The sequence below is a fragment of the Undibacterium sp. Ji50W genome (assembly GCF_049340445.1).
GTDB lineage: Bacteria > Pseudomonadota > Gammaproteobacteria > Burkholderiales > Burkholderiaceae_D > Undibacterium.
The window spans coordinates 29097-44397 of the sequence record NZ_JBMPOX010000004.1 but is presented as its reverse complement, the minus strand read 5'-3'; the positions used below and the strand labels follow the sequence as shown (position 1 = coordinate 44397).

Sequence of the window (15301 nt, the reverse complement as noted above, 5' to 3'; positions counted from 1 at the left end):
AAAAACAGGTATGCATGACGAACGCCACAACTGCCACAGCTTATATTAATAAAAAAATAATTCCACTTTTCCCCAGGAGCTGTCGTAGAAAAGCCATACCATTCAACATAAAAATAGCGAACAATTACCACTGCAATGCATTGTTGCAGATGATTTGCTACACTTTCCCTCAAGAAATGAATGTATTTCTGTTAAAACTTGGCAAGAAATGTTACGGTTTTACCACCTGCTGGACAGAGCACCGTTCAAACAACAATCATGACCCGGAAATGCAACATCAAGCATGGAACAGGTCTGCACAATATCCGATCAAGGAAAAGGAGCAAACAAAATGAAAAAAAACGCATTGGTACATACCTTGGCAAGTGGTTTGCTGCTCATTGCCGCCACAGCCCATGCAGAGGCCGGCATACTCAGTTGCGAAGCCTTGAAAGAAAAAATTGCCACCAAGCTGGAAGGCAAGGGAGTGAATAACTATACCCTGCAAGTCGTCTCAAAAGACACTGAAACCAAGCACCGCGTGGTTGGTTCCTGTGAAGGAGATAAGAAAAAGATCATCTATAAAAAGGAAAAGGCTGGTGCCAAAGCAGAAGAATAAGCCGAAGAATAAATAGAAGATTTGCGGTCGCCGTCCCAGGCGCATTGCACTTATAAAAGTGCAATGCGTTTATTTTTCTACCTGCGTATCAACGTATCAACGTCGGTATGTAAGTGCTAGCTTCATGTAAAACGCGTCGCCGGCATAACTAGCCAGCTTTTCAAGCTGCTGTTGGTCTAGCCCGGTTTGCTCGACAAATCCACGGCGTTGCCAGAATGCCCTGGTGCTTTGTACTGATACCAGACATACGTGCTGCCAGTTTTGCCTGTGGGCATAGGCAAAGGCATGCGCCAGCAGGGCCTGTGCCAGACCTTTGCCAGCATGTGCCGGATCAACCGCCAGATCATGCACATACAAAACATTGGGCTGGCCAGCCAGGCTGAATGCCTGACCCAGTGCAGAAATACGACCGCCGATACTGGGATAAGCGACCAGATATGCCATGACGCAGCCGTCCTGCTCTGCCACCCAGGCCGTATCAGGCGCACTTTGCAGGCGAGCTGCCAACAGGGGCAAGGCTTCCACCATAGCGGGCACGTAGGCCAAACACTGTATATCAAATACCGCCGCCACATCCTGCGGCAGCATAGCGCGCACCTGCCACGTCATGTCTGCGGATTTCTTTTACTTTTCTGCTTTGGCACTGGCAGCGACACTGGCACTGGCACTTTCTGCCTTGGCGGATGCATCTGATTTGGCCAGTTCTGGCTTGACGACATCGATCTTGTTTTCGCGCATGTAGTCATTCATTTCCTTCCAGCCGGCGTATACCGCAGCACGGGCCGCATCAGGATTGAGGGCGTAACAATCTTCGATGGCACGTCCGGCATGACGACAGGCGCTGCCGGTCGCCCTGGCATCCGATTCCCTGGCAGCCGCGTCTCTTGCCGGATCAGGCAGACCAAGGCGGTCACAGGCGCTGATCGATATCAATGATATCAATAGCAATAAGGAAATTCCAAGTGGTTGGCGTAGTGACATCGTGGCACCAGAATAATAAATAAAAAACCATAGTCGAATTCAGACTTGCCCCCATGATACCCCAGTGTGTGGCTGCTTTGACAGCAGTGATCATGGAAGCAAAGTCAGAATATTGCATGCTGACAGTGTTTACGGCCAATCTGGCCCAGACTTAAAAAACCGGCGCAAGTCTGGGCAAAGCCTTATCATGTGGGCTTGATCGCTGGCCTGACCAGTTGGCCAGTGTTTGTCTCGCACACCCACAGAATTGACGTCATACCAGAAACCGCAAGTCTCATGAAACTCATCATCAGAAGTATTATCCTCAGTGCTGCCATCGGTCTGGCGGCATGCAGCCCCAGGTTTGACTGGCGCGAAACCCGCAGCAATGACGCCCCGTTTTCCATCCTGATGCCCGGCAAGGCTCTCAGCGATACCAAGAGCATGCAGCTGGAAGGCGTGGATGTAAAAATGACTATGCTGGCTGGGGAAGCAGGTGGCGTCAGTTTTGCCGTCGGCAGCACCAAGCTAGCGGACGTGGGCCATGCAGGCCTCATCATGGAAGCGATGAAGAAGGGCATGGTACGCAATGTCCAGGGCAATGCCGACAATACCCGTGTCACCCCCGAAGGGGATGTGGAAGTCCGCGGCAAATTACGGAATGATGTACCGGTACTGATGGTAGGCCGTTTCCTGATACGTGGCCCCTGGGTATATCAAATCGTCATACTGGGGCCGGAAAAAGCGGTCAGCCGTGATGTTATTGATACATTTATGACATCATTCAAAACAAACTGAACCAACACCGGGTAAATTTAGGATTATGATAGGACTATGCGAGGCGCATTTCTCCATCCGACATGCGCGCCAACATCATAGCTACCCACAAAGAGGAGAGATGTCCATGCTGATCACATTCAAATCCAAAGCTGCTACAGAAATCACCATGTATAAAGAGCATGCGCGTCGCATCCTGGATCTGATACAGAAAGATGTGGAACGCGGTGTGATTACACCGCAGGAATTGCCACAAGCCATACAAAAGATTGAAGCTGCAGTAGCGGACAGCAAAGCCCATCCCATCTCGGACGAAGTCAACCGTGACATCAATGCGCATCACAATGAAAACGGGGATGACAACGAGCATGAAGCGCCGGAACCCGTCAGTTTTGCCACCCGCGCCTTCCCGGTACTGGAAATGCTGCACGCGGCCAACAAGATGCAACGCGACGTGATGTGGGGCGTATAAAGCCATGACTTCCCATGTAGAAAATACCCGGGAATTCGATTTGGAGGCCACTGACGGCACTCCCATTTTTGTACGCGACTGGCCACCGACAAACCCGGCCAATGCCACCAATACAGCATTACCACAGCAGCAGGGCGTGCTGATCATGCATGGCCTGGGTGAGCACTGTGGACGCTATAGTCACGTGGCACGCTTTTTCAATGCCCTGGGGTTTGTAGTCAGGACTTATGACCACCGCGGGCATGGCAAATCCGGTGGTGCCGTGGGCGACGTGCCGGATAACCATGCCATGCTGGACGACGCGCAGATGGTGCTTGCCGACTTCCGCCAGCAACTGTCCGGCCCGCCGATTTTAATGGGGCACAGCATGGGTGGCCTGTTTGCAGCCCGCTTTGCGCTGGAACACCAGAACGACTTGCGTGCCTTGATCCTGTCTTCGCCAGCGCTGGCGATACGTATGTCGGGCTTCCAGCAAGGTCTGTTGAAAACAGCATTCCGCCTGATACCTGGCGTAGGCTTGCCGAACGGCTTGCAAACCCGTTACCTGTCACATGACGCAGAAGTGGTGCAAGCCTATAAAAACGATGCGCTGGTGCACGGCAGGCTCAGTGCACGGCTGTTGACCAGCATGCTGACGGCCATGGCCTATTGTCACGAACATGCGATAGAGCTGCAACTGCCCGCGCTGCTGATGGTGGCCGATGACGATCACCTGGTTGATCCCGACGGTAGCCGCCGCTTTGCGCAAAAAGTCAATGAAACCTGGCTCAGCAGTCATTTTTATGCCGGTTTTTATCACGAAATTTTCAATGAACTCGATGCAACTCAGGTTTTTGATGACTTGCGTACCTGGCTGGAAGAGCAACAATTCACCCCACTGGAAATGGGCCAGAGAGCAGCTTAAGTCCGCGCAGCCAGCGCTAATCGCTCACAGCCTGAGCGGGTTTCATCTGCAGCAAAAGCCATAGAAACCGGGTTTATACGCACCTGCTGTTACACTTACGCGTCGGTTCAGACCTAGCCAATTCAAAATATGCAAGAAAATACGAGAAAAACACTGGGGAAACCCCAAAAACCCGCACGCCCGGATACACGTAAAGATCCTCGTTCAGGTGTGCGCTCAGGTGCTCGCCCCGATGCAAGTAAAAATGCACGCCCAGACACCCGGACAGAAGCGCGCCCGGCGGTAGCAGTGGCCACAGCCACAGCGGCCGCAGAATTCCAGCCTATCGACATCAAACCCGATTCGCTGGCCTTTTGCCTGGTAGGTGCAGCGCAGGCGGTCAGTTATGTACTGGAAGGCACGGCCTTGCCCATGGCCCTGTCACGTGTGTTTACCCAGACCAATGCCCTGCCTCAAGCACGCGGCGCGATCCAGGATATTTCTTACCGGACCATGCGCCAGGTAGGCCGGGTAGATGCCCTGATCAAGGTCATGGCCAGCAAAACCCCGGAACCAGCCCTGTTGTACAGCCTGTTGTGCTGTTCCCTGACTTTATTGATAGGCAATGAAGGGGAAGAGCATCCCGCCTACGAAGAGTTCGTCGTGGTGGACCAGGCGGTCACCGCCGCCACCTCCAGCCCGCATATGGTGTTTGCCAAAGGCATGGTGAATGCCGTGCTGCGCCGCTATTTGCGCGAAAAAGACGATTTGCTGAAGCTGGTCATGAAACAACCAGCCGCCACCTGGAATTATCCACAATGGTGGGTTGACCAGTGCAAAACTGCCTATCCGCAAGACTGGCAAGCCATACTCAGCACCGGCAATCATGCGCCACCCATGACTTTACGGATCAACAGCCGTGTCACCACGGTCGCTGCCTATCTGGAATTGCTGGCATCAAAACAAATTGCCGCCAGCCAGATCGGCCCGTCTGCCATCAAGCTGGCAAAACCCATGCCGGTACAGCATATTCCCGGCTTTGAAGAAGGCATGGCATCAGTGCAGGATGCTGCAGCCCAACTGGCGGCCCCATTGCTGGATGTGCAAGACGGCATGCGCGTGCTGGACGCCTGCGCCGCCCCCGGGGGCAAAACCGGGCATTTGCTGGAGCTGGCTGATATTGAACTGCTGGCGCTGGATAGCGATCCGGCCCGCATACAACGCATACATGACAACTTAGCAAGACTAAAACTGTTCGCCACCGTCAAGGATGGTGATGCCAGCCGCACTGGCTGGTGGGATAGCAAGCCGTATGACCGCATCCTGGCCGACGTGCCCTGCACCGCCTCTGGCGTGGTACGACGCCATCCGGACAGCCGCTGGCTGCGCCGCAAGACGGATGCTGCCCAATTGGCAGCCCTGTCGGCCCGCATCCTGGACAATCTGTGGCACATGCTGAAGCCGGGCGGCAAGATGCTGATGGTGACCTGCTCGATCTGGCCACTGGAATCAGAAGCACAGGCTACCGCCTTTGTCACCCGGCACGGGGCCATAAGGCTGGATGCGCCAGGCCAAATGTTGCCGACACTACCAACAGCGTCCGCTGGCAACAACGAACATGATGGTTTGTTCTATGCATTGTTTCAAAAACCACTGCAAAATTAACGAATGCCAACAAGTTCAAGCTATCATTAGCAGACTTTTGATTTCGTATTGATTGCATGATCCGACGCTCAACCTCCCTGCTGCGCCAATTGCTGCTGACGTTTCTGTTAGCCTTGCTGGCATTGGCGGGCCCATCGCTGGGCCATGCGGCGGATGTGGAAGTCAAATCAGCCAAGATAGAATCCAGCGAGGAAGGCTACCGGCTGGCAGCCGTGTTTTCCATAGAACTGAGTGACGGCCTGCGGAAAGCCATCAAGGAAGGCATTCCGGTATCCTTCACGACCGAGGTCGAATTGACACGCTCGCGCTGGTATTGGGTTGATGAAAAAGTCGTGCGCAGCGAAAACACAGTCAAGATCGCCTTCAATGAATGGACGCAGCAATACACCGTCACCGTCAACAATGGTCTGCAACAGACCTTTCCCTCCCTCGATGCTGCGCTGAACCTGGTAGTCAGGCCCAGTCGCTGGCTGATCGCCGAAAAATCGTTGCTGGCCAATGGTGCCACGTATAACGTGGCTCTACAGTTACGCATGGGCCTGTCCAAGATACCGATCCACTTCCAGATTCCGTCCTTCAATGACAGTAACTGGAGTCAAAAGACGGAGTGGAAGCGTTTTTCCTTCAAGGCAGACGACAAGTGACACGATTTTTGCGGTATGCCCTGATTATCGGCGGTGCTCTGATGAGCATACTGCTATTCTTTCTGACCACCATTTCAGAAAATTCCTCGCGCTTCGAACGTTATTATGAATGGCTGCTGGACGCCAATGCCATTGTTGCCCTGGCACTGCTGATCCTGGTCCTGACCCTGGTCTGGCGTTTGTTCCGGCGCTTTCGCACGCGCGAATTCGGCTCGCGCCTGATGACCCGGCTGGTGGTCTTGTTTGCCCTGGTCGGCATTTTGCCGGGTACCGTCATTTATGTGGTGTCGGTACGCTTTGTGTCGCTGTCTATCGAATCCTGGTTTGACGTCAAGGTCGAGTCGGCACTGGATTCCGGCAAGAACCTGGGCCTGACGGCACTGGATTTCCTGCTGGCCGATTTGCAAACCAAGGCGCGTGACATGGCGTCCGAACTTTCCGACCCGACCGAAAGCTCGATGTCCATCCACCTGTCGCGTCTGCGTGAAAAAATGCAGATACAGGAAGCCACCATCGTCAACGGCAAAGGCCGGCTGATCGCCACTGCCAATGAAAATGTCGGCAGCCTGTTGCCCGAATTGCCCACCGCAGAAATGCTGCGCCAGGTTAAGTTGTCACGCTATTACGCCGCCAGGGATGAAAAAATCGCCCCGGCCGATTCGGAAACCGCCACTGCCGCGAATGCCAATCGCGGTGCAAGCCACCCGACGCTGGCGGCAGAACCAGCCCGGATACTACGCTCGCGGGTGGTCGTGCCGATACGTGGCAACAACTGGATTTCCCTGCAAAATCAAGCGCTGTACCTGCAACTGATACAACCCGTGCCCACCAATCTGGCCATGCATGCAGAAGCACTGAGCAGTGCCTCACGCGAATACCAGGTGCGCTCCATCGGTCGGGTGAACCTGAAAAAGATGTACATCATCACCCTGACGCTGACCTTGTTGCTGGCGATTGTGGCCGCCATTACCAGTGCCTTCCTGATTTCCGGTGAAGTGGCCCGCCCCCTGCTCTTGCTGGCGGAAGGTACCAAGGCGGTGACTGAGGGCGATTTCTCGCCACGCCCTATTGTCACCAGTGCGGATGAACTGGGCAGTCTGACCAAGTCCTTCAACACCATGACCAGGCAGTTGTTTGATGCCCGCGCAGCGGTGGAAAAAAACCGCAGTGAACTGGAAAATGCCAAGGCTTACCTGGAATCGGTACTGGCGAATATGTCGGCCGGGGTGATGGTGCTGGACCAGAGCGGCAATCTGGTGACCTGTAATGAATCGGTGGAACGCATACTGCAACGCAAGCTGGAAAGCGAAATCAATAAACCGCTAGCCACCATCGAAGGCATGCAGGCATTTGCCTTCGCTATTTCCAAAGCGTTTTCCGAACAGCATGCACAATCGGCTGCCGGTGGTGAAAACGAACGCGAACAACACTGGCAGCAACAGATAGAAGTACCCCGCCCCAACAAGGGTAAAAAAGTAGCCACGACAGGGGACAACGTCGCCGCCGAAGAAGAACAAAGCATTACCCTGCTGGCACGTGGCTCACACTTGCCGGTTGTGTCCGGCAGTGGCTACGTGGTGGTATTTGATGACATCAGCAATATCATTTCTGCCCAGCGCTCTATCGCCTGGGGTGAGGTAGCACGTCGTCTGGCACATGAAATCAAGAATCCGCTGACGCCGATACAATTGTCGGCCGAACGTCTGCAAATGAAACTGCAGGACAAGCTCAGCGAGAGTGATGTCCTGATACTGAACAAGAGCACAACAACGATTGTCAATCAGGTCACTTCCATGAAACGCATGGTGGATGATTTCCGCGATTATGCGCGCACGCCGCCAGCGGTTTTGATGCCTTTGAACCTGGCTGGTCTTATCGACGAAGTGCTGCATTTATATATCGCCGGCGACGACAGGGACGCAATACGTTTGACGCTGGCCCCCGATTTGCCGCAGATAATGGGCGACGCAACCCAGCTTCGACAGGTAATTCACAATCTTTTACAAAATGCCCAGGACGCGGTTGCCGACAACACCAATCCAGATTTTGTGCCACGCATTGACGTCATCACCGATGTGGTGCGTTACACCGGGACTGACCAGATTACTCATTCTGCAGTACGGCTGTCAATTATCGATAACGGCCCGGGATTTTCGAGCAAAATTCTCGGTCGCGCGTTTGAACCCTATGCCACTTCCAAGCCGCGAGGCACCGGTCTGGGGCTGCCAATGGTGAAGAAAATCATCGATGAACACGGCGGTAGAATTGATATTCAAAATCGCAGCGATACAAACGGTGCAAAAGTAGCGATTTTGCTGTTAAAGTTAGCACCGGATTCAAATACAGTGTAAGAAGATGGTATTTGAACGAACCATCCTTCCGATGTTCCCAAAAGAGGAATACGGACAAAAAGCAGTCGGGTCATTTTGAAATTTTTATCCGGCAGACAGTAGGCGGCAATTCCCAGAAACGGGATGATGGCAGACAATGCAGGAAATGAACGGCAAGAAGCACCCAAGAAAACATAGAGGCAGTAATAGGGTAGATTTATGGCAAACATATTGGTCGTAGATGATGAAATGGGGATCCGGGAATTGTTGTCTGAAATTCTTGGGGATGAAGGCCACGTGGTCCAACTTGCTGAAAATGCACAGCAGGCGCGACAGGCGCGACAGGAAGCGCGACCAGACCTGGTCTTGCTCGATATCTGGATGCCGGATACCGACGGCGTGACACTGCTGAAAGAATGGCAGCGCGACGGATTGCTGACCATGCCAGTCATCATGATGTCTGGCCATGCCACCATCGATACCGCCGTGGAAGCAACCCGTATCGGTGCCCTGAATTTCCTGGAGAAACCTATTGCCCTGCAAAAACTGCTGAAAGCCGTACAACAAGGCCTGACCCGCAGTTCAGAAGCGCCAAAACCGGCCACACCGGCCCTGCGTGTGATCAGCAATGACAACACAGCAGCACCGACCATGTCTGGCAGCTTTGGCAATGCCACCCCGGCGTATGAAGCACGTCATTTTTCGGCAGCGCAACCGGTAGCGGCAACGCCGAATAACCAGTTTGCCAGCCTGTCCTTTGACTTGCCGCTGCGCGAAGCGCGCGACGCCTTTGAACGCATCTATTTTGAATACCACCTGAACCGCGAAGGCGGTAGCATGACACGTGTTGCTGAAAAAACAGGCCTGGAACGTACCCATCTGTATCGCAAGCTCAAGCAACTGGGTGTGGAATCGATGAAATACGCCAAACGTGGTGAGTGAGTTTGAACACCGCGAAAGCGCAATTACATCTGGTACACGGTGGTAGTTATACGCAAAGGGAGACGGCGATTGCCGCCTCCCTTTCCCGTTTACCTGTCACACTGAGCAATGCCGTCATCCTCGAAGGCTTGCCCGCCGGGCAAGATATCCTGCTTGCCACCAACAATCTGCACGTCACTCGCATTGCTCCCGGCTGTTTTTGTTGCATAGGCAATCTCAGCCTGCGCGTCACCCTGAATCGCGTCCTGCGTCAAAAACCTGCCCACATCTTTCTGGGCGTCGCCAGCAATGCCCATCTGGACCAGTTAAGCCTGACCCTGCAAGAGCCGGGTTATGCAGACTGGCTGGAGATCGCCAGCCAGTCTGGCTTGTGAACCAATGTTACGCGCACTAAAGTTGAGGGGTTGCCGTGCCGTAATACTTCATGTAAGCCAGTAACACATAAAAAGAAGAGAACCCGAGAAAGCGTAGCGAACGGCGCCAGTTTGAGTTAAGAAGCGCAACCGTACGAAGCTACGGTGAGCATCACTGGCACAAAATTGCGTTCGCAGTAGCTTCATCAGGTACTATTCTTGAAATTCGCTGTCGTCAGCACCATGTCTGCTCTATGTACGGTAACCAGAGGAAAACCTCCTCCAGCCAGAAAGGATGCACAAAATGAATCTTATTTATAACAGCGAACAATACAGCGTCATCGAATATGTCGCTGACACTGATCACGAAGCCTTGCGCTTCGGCGGTTATGAAATCACTGACAAGTCGGTACGCCGCGAATGGTTTATCGGTGGTCCACTGGCGATCAATTTCCGCAAGGACGTCACCGACCTCATCGCATCCGAACCCAGCATAGAAGAAATCGACGATTTTCTTGGCCAATATGATGGCTATATGGGCCAAAGCGTCCTGCTGCACTAACTACACTAAACACCAGTCTGCCATGACACCGCTGTCATGGCAGCATGTTTACTTTCTTTCCCACATCCATCATTGCTTGCCGTGATCGAACAAACGCTAAGCAAAACCACTGGCGATATGCCGCCAGCGATACAGGACATCATGTGCACCTGATATCCGCATCGCTGTCAGAATGTTATTTTAGAACGCATTTCATCCATATTTCATCAATACGTGGCTGGCATGATTGATGCATCCTCCGCTGATACGAAACGGCGTTTGCATTACACTGAGCGCTTGGCGTCCCACTATTTTTATTCTTGATCCAGGGCTGACTTATGAGTACTACGCACCATGACTTTATCCGCGGCCTGCCGAAAGCCGAATTGCATCTGCATATAGAAGGTTCACTGGAACCGGAACTGATGTTCGCCCTAGCACAAAAGAATGGCGTGCAACTGCCGTATGCGACGGTGGATGAAGTACGCGCTGCCTACGACTTTGAAGACTTGCAGTCTTTCCTGAACCTGTATTATGCCGGTGCAGCCGTATTGCAGACCGAACAGGATTTCTTTGACCTGACCCACGCCTATATCCAGCGTGCGCTGGCCGACAATGTGCGCCACGTGGAATTGTTTTTTGACCCGCAAACCCATACGGCACGCGGCATCCCCATCGCCATCGTGTTTGCCGGCATCGCCCGCGCCTTGCGTGAAGCACGTGCCAGCCATGGTTTTTCTGGTGCAATGATATTGTGCTTCCTGCGTCATCTGAGTGAAGAAGACGCCATCACCACACTGGAAGCCGCACTGCCCTTGCGTGACCAATATGCCGACCTGTGGACAGGCGTGGGGCTGGATTCTGCCGAAGTCGGCAATCCACCAGAAAAATTTGCCCATGTGTTTGCCATTGCCCAGGCCATGGGTTTTCGCTTGGTCGCGCATGCGGGTGAAGAAGGTCCACCGGCTTATATCCATAGTGCCCTGGATGTGTTGCAGGTCGAACGCATAGACCATGGTGTACGTGCCGAAGAAGACCCGGCCCTGATGGCGAAACTGCAGCAAAGCCGCATGCCACTGACCGTCTGCCCGCTATCGAATCTGAAACTGTGCGTGGTCAAGGATATGCGTGATCACAATCTGGCGCGCATGTTGCGGGCTGGCTTGTGCGTGACCATCAATTCAGACGACCCCGCTTATTTCGGCGGCTACATGAATGCGAATTACATTGCCACCGCCGATGCCCTGCAACTCAGCCAGGAAGAATTGCTGCAACTGGCGCGCAATGCGTTTGAAGCCTCGTTTGTCACGCCTGAACAAAAACAGGTCTGGCTGGATGAGCTCGATGCATATGCTGCTGGCGCGCATTAATTCAAATCACATTCTTTTCCAGCAGCGGCCTGCTGTCCAGTAAACGTTGCGCTGACAAAGGCGACAAATCCAGGCTGCTGTATGCACCATCCGTCACCAGTTCTGCAATACCGCGTCCGACTGCGGGGGCGTGTTGCATGCCATGACCACTGAAGCCATTTGCCAGTATCAAATTCGATAACTGCGGATGCGCGCCGATGACTGCATTCTGGTCAAACACATTGTATTCATAGTAACCAGCCCAGGCTCTTTGCATGCGCAGGGCTTCAAAAGCAGGAACGCGATTGGCCATGATTTGCCAGACTGTATCGAACTGTTCGTAATCCGCTTCCAGCGGCGCATCGTCGGGATCATCTGCCGGCGGCAAGCCGCATATCCAGTACTGACCTTCGGGACGTAACCACAAACCGGATGGATCTATGATGAGAGGGCAGGCGGGTGTCTGTGCCGGGCTGGACACCACAAATACCGTGCGCCTGCGAGCAACCACCGGCAAATCGAAACCTGTATCGGCCAGCAAGGGGCGCGCCCATGCACCGGCCGCATTCACTGCCACATCACAAGAGATGACGCTACCATCGCGCAAACGCACGCCCTGCACTTTGCCCTGACTGTGTTCAAACCCTTGTGCATCCGCCTGCGCATAATTGACACCCAGGCTGCGCGCCTTGCGCCGAAACGCCATCAGCAAGGCATAGCCATCGAACCAGCCTTCACCACTCAAACCTAAGGATCCCAGCGCCAGATCATCTACATTCAACCATGGAAATCGGCGTTGCAATGCATCTTGCCCAAGCAGGGCGACATCCACCTGCTGTGCCTTTTGTATCTGATGATTTTCCCGTAGGGTGACGGCACCGGCCGCCGTTGCCAGATACAGGTAACCGTGTTCGGTCAAACCCAGTTGCGGTACCTCGCCATCCACCGCCAGGTGCTGATGCAGTTCACGCAGGAAGGCGATACCGAACTGCGACATCTGTATATTCAGCGGGGTACTGAATTGCTGGCGTATGGAACTGGCCGACAGGGCTGAAGACGCATGGGTATAAGTGGGGTCGCGTTCCAGCACGCTCACCCGGCCCTGAAAGCGCGCATGCGCTGCCAGAAAATAGGCAATCGCACTGCCAATGACGCCACCACCCACGATGACTATGTGTCTGTTATCCATTGCGCTATCCATTGCGATTGTCCCATCCCGGACGTTTAAAAACGCAGGCCAAATCTGCGCCGGTAATCCTTCGGTGTCACCTGCGCCCACTGCTTGAAGATTTTACTGAAACTGGAGACATCTTCATACCCGCAACGTGCAGTGATATCTTCCAGCGACAGGCGGGTGGTTTCCAGCAGTGCCTTGGCACGTTCAACCCGTAATTGCTGCACATAGTGGATGGGGCTGAGATTGGTGGCATCCTGGAAGCGTCTGAGCAAGGTGCGCTGGCTGACATGGCAATAGCTGGCCAGTTCTGCCATGCTCCAGCGCTGGTCCAGGCGCTGGTTCAGCCAGCGACGTGCGCGCTCTATTACTGCATGGCCCTGATCCTGCATCATGGCCTTGGCAATATACGGTGCCTGGCTATTCCGGTTGGCATCGACTACCAGAATCTTGGCCGTCAACTGGCGTAATTCTTCACCACCGAAATGGGCCACCAGCCACAACGACAAATCAATATACGAAGTCACCCCGCCCGAAGAAACCAGCTTGCCATCCTGAACGATGAGTTCTTCTGCCTCCAGCAAAACCTTGGGGAAATGCTTGCGGAAATAGGCACTCAGCCACCAACTGGTGGTAGCACGGCGGCCATCGAGTTTGCCGGTCCTGGCCAGCAGGCTGGTGCTGGAACAGCTGGAAATCAGCAGGCTGTCACGTTGCAGGTAATCATGCAGTAAAGCCTGTTCCGGCCCCAGTGCGGCCATCAAGGCATCGAGCTGACTACTGTCCCTGTGATCAATGCCAGGCACCATAAGCGCATCCAGCTTCTGCGTTGTGATGTCACGTGCCTGGAAATGCAGGCCGCCAACTTCCTGCAAGATGTCGCCGCGGGCACTGACCCAGAAGGCATCGAACTGTACTGGCCTGGCACCAGCCGGGCGTATGCCGGCCAGGGTATTGGCAATCGAGAATACATCCAGCGGCATCACCGCACCGCTGCGCAAACAGCCGGGATATACCAGCACGCCGATACGAATAACAGGGTCTGCGATCATCATATGGCCAATTCACACCTTTTTTTGTCGATTCAGCCAATGGTACAACTTTTCCCTGCCCGCCACAATCAAGGCTCTTACCAACCGGCTGTGAACTGTGCCTCAACTTCAGCCACAACCATCTCTACAGGAATCCGCTATGCCCTACGTGCAAATACACACCATCAAAGGAATGTTAAACCCCGGTCAAAAACAGTTATTACTGGAAAGAATTGCCGATGTCATGGTGGACATCGAGGGGACGGGTGACCCGGAATTCAGGAAATCCATCTGGATCAATATCCAGGAGACCGAGGCAGAAAACTGGTCCATGAGTGGCTTGCGTCCGTCCACCCGGCACATCGAACAATTCCTCGCTGTCAGGGAGGCACGGGCTACAAGGCAAGCGGAGGTGGCCAAATGATGGCCTTCCCTGCCCTGTCCAGCTTTGTGCTGGCTTTGCTGGCCCTGTTTTTGAAAGCCAGCCTGTTAAGTGCCATACAGATCATCAGCCGCATACGCAGCCGCCGCTACCTGTTGCCGGAAGACGCGGGCATGGTCGGTCTGCGACCGGTGGAGGCCGAAGTTGAACTGGTGCAGCGCTGCGCCCGTGTCTGGCGCAATGATGTCGAAAACCTGCCGCTGTTTCTGGCACTGGCACTCAGCCATGTCTTGCTGGGTGGCGACGCCTACAGCGCCAACTGGCTGTTTGGCAGCTATGTGCTGATACGTTACCTGCATACCATTGTCTATCTGCGTGGTTTGCAACCCTGGCGTGCCATGCTGTATTTGGCGGGCATGCTGGTATGCTGGATGATCGCAGTGGGCAACTTTCACCATATCCATCCATAAAGCAGTATGCTGTTATTTTGCTGCATGTTCAGATGCATACTCAAAGACATATTCGTAGGCATATTCAGAGACATACTCAAAGGTAAATATGGCTTTCATTGGTCCCGATGTCACACTAGATCAACCTGTGTATGTGCATGACACGGCACACCTGTATGGCAAGATCAGCGTGGGGCAACATGCCTCTATCTGGATCAATGTGGTCGCCAGGGCCGAGCACAAGGAAATCATCATCGGTCCCTACACCAATATCCAGGATTTTGTCATGCTGCATATCGGTGACCAGACCCCGACCATCATAGGCAGCCATTGCTCGATCACCCATCATTGCACCATCCATGGCTGCACCATAGGGGACAACTGCCTGATAGGCATCAATTCCACCATCATGGATGGCTGCGTGATCGGGAAAAACTGCATTATTGCCGGCCACAGTTTCCTGAAGGAAGGCACGGTGATTCCCGACAATTCCATCGTCATGGGTACGCCAGGCAAAGTCGTACGCACCCAAAACAATTATGTGCGTAATCGCCTGAATGCCTATATGTACTATAAAAATGGGCTGGCCTACGCAGCCGGGGCATACCGCGAATGGGCGCGGGAAGAATTTCCGGTAGAAATCATGGCAGAAATTGCCAGGCTGAACGCCCAACTCAATGTTGAAGAATGACAACTTAAGTTAAAAGCCGGCCTGAAACCGCTTGCAAGGCCGGCTTGGGATTGACACGCC

The 15301-nt window shown here is 53.8% G+C and carries 19 protein-coding genes; 15 read left to right on the top strand and 4 right to left on the bottom strand.

All coding sequences use genetic code 11. The features are described from left to right. Positions 1–14 precede the first annotated feature (14 nt). Together ACO0K9_RS08800 and ACO0K9_RS08795 are read left to right on the top strand one after the other, a co-directional pair. A complete protein-coding gene (locus ACO0K9_RS08800; RefSeq protein ID WP_422983900.1) occupies positions 15–335 on the top strand; it encodes a hypothetical protein in 321 nt (106 codons plus the stop codon). Further along, the gene (locus tag ACO0K9_RS08795; protein WP_422983898.1) at positions 332–598 is read left to right on the top strand and encodes a DUF1161 domain-containing protein; all 267 of its coding nucleotides are present in this window, start codon (positions 332–334) and stop codon (positions 596–598) included. The genes ACO0K9_RS08800 and ACO0K9_RS08795 overlap by 4 nt, the downstream gene beginning before the upstream one ends. A gap of 96 nt (positions 599–694) precedes the next feature. On the opposite strand, the gene ACO0K9_RS08790 is transcribed toward ACO0K9_RS08795, so the two are convergent. Continuing rightward, positions 695–1186 (bottom strand): GNAT family N-acetyltransferase, encoded by a 492-nt coding sequence (locus tag ACO0K9_RS08790; protein WP_422983896.1) that lies wholly within the window; start codon positions 1184–1186, stop codon positions 695–697. Positions 1187–1222: 36 nt separating this feature from the next. Continuing rightward, positions 1223–1579, bottom strand: coding sequence for a hypothetical protein (locus ACO0K9_RS08785; protein ID WP_422983894.1), 357 nt, complete (start codon positions 1577–1579; stop codon positions 1223–1225). Positions 1580–1855: 276 nt separating this feature from the next. Here ACO0K9_RS08785 and ACO0K9_RS08780 point away from each other — a divergent pair, with 276 nt between their 5' ends. The 10 genes from ACO0K9_RS08780 to ACO0K9_RS08735 all read left to right on the top strand — a co-directional run bounded on the left by ACO0K9_RS08780 (position 1856) and on the right by ACO0K9_RS08735 (position 11535). Beyond that, a complete protein-coding gene (locus ACO0K9_RS08780) occupies positions 1856–2356 on the top strand; it encodes a hypothetical protein (RefSeq protein ID WP_422983892.1) in 501 nt (166 codons plus the stop codon). Between the two features lie 106 nt (positions 2357–2462). Next, entirely contained in the window at positions 2463–2807 is a 345-nt protein-coding gene (locus ACO0K9_RS08775) for a DUF1840 domain-containing protein (protein WP_422983890.1), read from the top strand. Between the two features lie 4 nt (positions 2808–2811). Further along, a complete protein-coding gene (locus tag ACO0K9_RS08770) occupies positions 2812–3711 on the top strand; it encodes a lysophospholipase (protein ID WP_422983888.1) in 900 nt (299 codons plus the stop codon). A gap of 129 nt (positions 3712–3840) precedes the next feature. Continuing rightward, a complete protein-coding gene (gene rsmB / locus ACO0K9_RS08765) occupies positions 3841–5355 on the top strand; it encodes a 16S rRNA (cytosine(967)-C(5))-methyltransferase RsmB (RefSeq protein WP_422983886.1) in 1515 nt (504 codons plus the stop codon). A gap of 56 nt (positions 5356–5411) precedes the next feature. Further along, positions 5412–5999, top strand: coding sequence for a DUF4390 domain-containing protein (locus ACO0K9_RS08760; RefSeq protein ID WP_422983884.1), 588 nt, complete (start codon positions 5412–5414; stop codon positions 5997–5999). Continuing rightward, positions 5996–8350 (top strand): ATP-binding protein, encoded by a 2355-nt coding sequence (locus ACO0K9_RS08755; protein ID WP_422983882.1) that lies wholly within the window; start codon positions 5996–5998, stop codon positions 8348–8350. The genes ACO0K9_RS08760 and ACO0K9_RS08755 overlap by 4 nt, the downstream gene beginning before the upstream one ends. A gap of 198 nt (positions 8351–8548) precedes the next feature. Further along, positions 8549–9271 (top strand): response regulator, encoded by a 723-nt coding sequence (locus ACO0K9_RS08750; RefSeq protein WP_422983880.1) that lies wholly within the window; start codon positions 8549–8551, stop codon positions 9269–9271. Positions 9272–9273: 2 nt separating this feature from the next. Beyond that, positions 9274–9645, top strand: coding sequence for a GTPase (locus ACO0K9_RS08745; protein ID WP_422983878.1), 372 nt, complete (start codon positions 9274–9276; stop codon positions 9643–9645). A 283-nt stretch (positions 9646–9928) separates the two neighbouring features. Continuing rightward, complete coding sequence (locus tag ACO0K9_RS08740; RefSeq protein ID WP_422983876.1) at positions 9929–10186, top strand: BTH_I0359 family protein; 258 nt, start codon at positions 9929–9931, stop codon at positions 10184–10186. A 317-nt stretch (positions 10187–10503) separates the two neighbouring features. Further along, positions 10504–11535, top strand: a complete 1032-nt coding sequence (locus tag ACO0K9_RS08735) for an adenosine deaminase (protein ID WP_422983874.1) — start codon at positions 10504–10506, stop codon at positions 11533–11535. Between the two features lies 1 nt (position 11536). On the opposite strand, the gene ACO0K9_RS08730 is transcribed toward ACO0K9_RS08735, so the two are convergent. After that, positions 11537–12703, bottom strand: a complete 1167-nt coding sequence (locus tag ACO0K9_RS08730) for an NAD(P)/FAD-dependent oxidoreductase (protein ID WP_422983872.1) — start codon at positions 12701–12703, stop codon at positions 11537–11539. Positions 12704–12738: 35 nt separating this feature from the next. Next, positions 12739–13740 (bottom strand): GlxA family transcriptional regulator, encoded by a 1002-nt coding sequence (locus ACO0K9_RS08725; protein ID WP_422983870.1) that lies wholly within the window; start codon positions 13738–13740, stop codon positions 12739–12741. Between the two features lie 139 nt (positions 13741–13879). Here ACO0K9_RS08725 and ACO0K9_RS08720 point away from each other — a divergent pair, with 139 nt between their 5' ends. The 3 genes from ACO0K9_RS08720 (at position 13880) to ACO0K9_RS08710 (ending at position 15241) form a co-directional block, all read left to right on the top strand. Next, positions 13880–14143 carry a tautomerase family protein gene (locus ACO0K9_RS08720; protein ID WP_422983868.1) on the top strand — a complete coding sequence of 88 codons (264 nt, stop codon included), beginning with the start codon at positions 13880–13882 and terminating at the stop codon, positions 14141–14143. After that, positions 14143–14571 carry an MAPEG family protein gene (locus ACO0K9_RS08715; protein ID WP_422983866.1) on the top strand — a complete coding sequence of 143 codons (429 nt, stop codon included), beginning with the start codon at positions 14143–14145 and terminating at the stop codon, positions 14569–14571. Before ACO0K9_RS08720 ends, ACO0K9_RS08715 begins: the two co-directional genes overlap by 1 nt. Before the next feature lie 88 nt (positions 14572–14659). Continuing rightward, on the top strand, positions 14660–15241 hold the full coding sequence (locus ACO0K9_RS08710; RefSeq protein WP_422983864.1) for a gamma carbonic anhydrase family protein: 582 nt from the start codon (positions 14660–14662) through the stop codon (positions 15239–15241). Positions 15242–15301: the final 60 nt, after the last annotated feature.

What these genes read in the sequence shown, in the direction of transcription:
- ACO0K9_RS08800 (WP_422983900.1), top strand. Translation starts at nt 15, where the DNA reads ATGACGAACGCCACAACTGCCACAGCTTATATTAATAAAAAAATAATT.
- ACO0K9_RS08795 (WP_422983898.1), top strand. Translation starts at nt 332, where the DNA reads ATGAAAAAAAACGCATTGGTACATACCTTGGCAAGTGGTTTGCTGCTC.
- ACO0K9_RS08790 (WP_422983896.1), bottom strand. Translation starts at nt 1,186, where the DNA reads ATGCTGCCGCAGGATGTGGCGGCGGTATTTGATATACAGTGTTTGGCC.
- ACO0K9_RS08785 (WP_422983894.1), bottom strand. Translation starts at nt 1,579, where the DNA reads ATGTCACTACGCCAACCACTTGGAATTTCCTTATTGCTATTGATATCA.
- ACO0K9_RS08780 (WP_422983892.1), top strand. Translation starts at nt 1,856, where the DNA reads ATGAAACTCATCATCAGAAGTATTATCCTCAGTGCTGCCATCGGTCTG.
- ACO0K9_RS08775 (WP_422983890.1), top strand. Translation starts at nt 2,463, where the DNA reads ATGCTGATCACATTCAAATCCAAAGCTGCTACAGAAATCACCATGTAT.
- ACO0K9_RS08770 (WP_422983888.1), top strand. Translation starts at nt 2,812, where the DNA reads ATGACTTCCCATGTAGAAAATACCCGGGAATTCGATTTGGAGGCCACT.
- rsmB (WP_422983886.1), top strand. Translation starts at nt 3,841, where the DNA reads ATGCAAGAAAATACGAGAAAAACACTGGGGAAACCCCAAAAACCCGCA.
- ACO0K9_RS08760 (WP_422983884.1), top strand. Translation starts at nt 5,412, where the DNA reads ATGATCCGACGCTCAACCTCCCTGCTGCGCCAATTGCTGCTGACGTTT.
- ACO0K9_RS08750 (WP_422983880.1), top strand. Translation starts at nt 8,549, where the DNA reads ATGGCAAACATATTGGTCGTAGATGATGAAATGGGGATCCGGGAATTG.
- ACO0K9_RS08740 (WP_422983876.1), top strand. Translation starts at nt 9,929, where the DNA reads ATGAATCTTATTTATAACAGCGAACAATACAGCGTCATCGAATATGTC.
- ACO0K9_RS08735 (WP_422983874.1), top strand. Translation starts at nt 10,504, where the DNA reads ATGAGTACTACGCACCATGACTTTATCCGCGGCCTGCCGAAAGCCGAA.
- ACO0K9_RS08730 (WP_422983872.1), bottom strand. Translation starts at nt 12,703, where the DNA reads ATGGATAACAGACACATAGTCATCGTGGGTGGTGGCGTCATTGGCAGT.
- ACO0K9_RS08725 (WP_422983870.1), bottom strand. Translation starts at nt 13,740, where the DNA reads ATGATCGCAGACCCTGTTATTCGTATCGGCGTGCTGGTATATCCCGGC.
- ACO0K9_RS08720 (WP_422983868.1), top strand. Translation starts at nt 13,880, where the DNA reads ATGCCCTACGTGCAAATACACACCATCAAAGGAATGTTAAACCCCGGT.
- ACO0K9_RS08715 (WP_422983866.1), top strand. Translation starts at nt 14,143, where the DNA reads ATGGCCTTCCCTGCCCTGTCCAGCTTTGTGCTGGCTTTGCTGGCCCTG.
- ACO0K9_RS08710 (WP_422983864.1), top strand. Translation starts at nt 14,660, where the DNA reads ATGGCTTTCATTGGTCCCGATGTCACACTAGATCAACCTGTGTATGTG.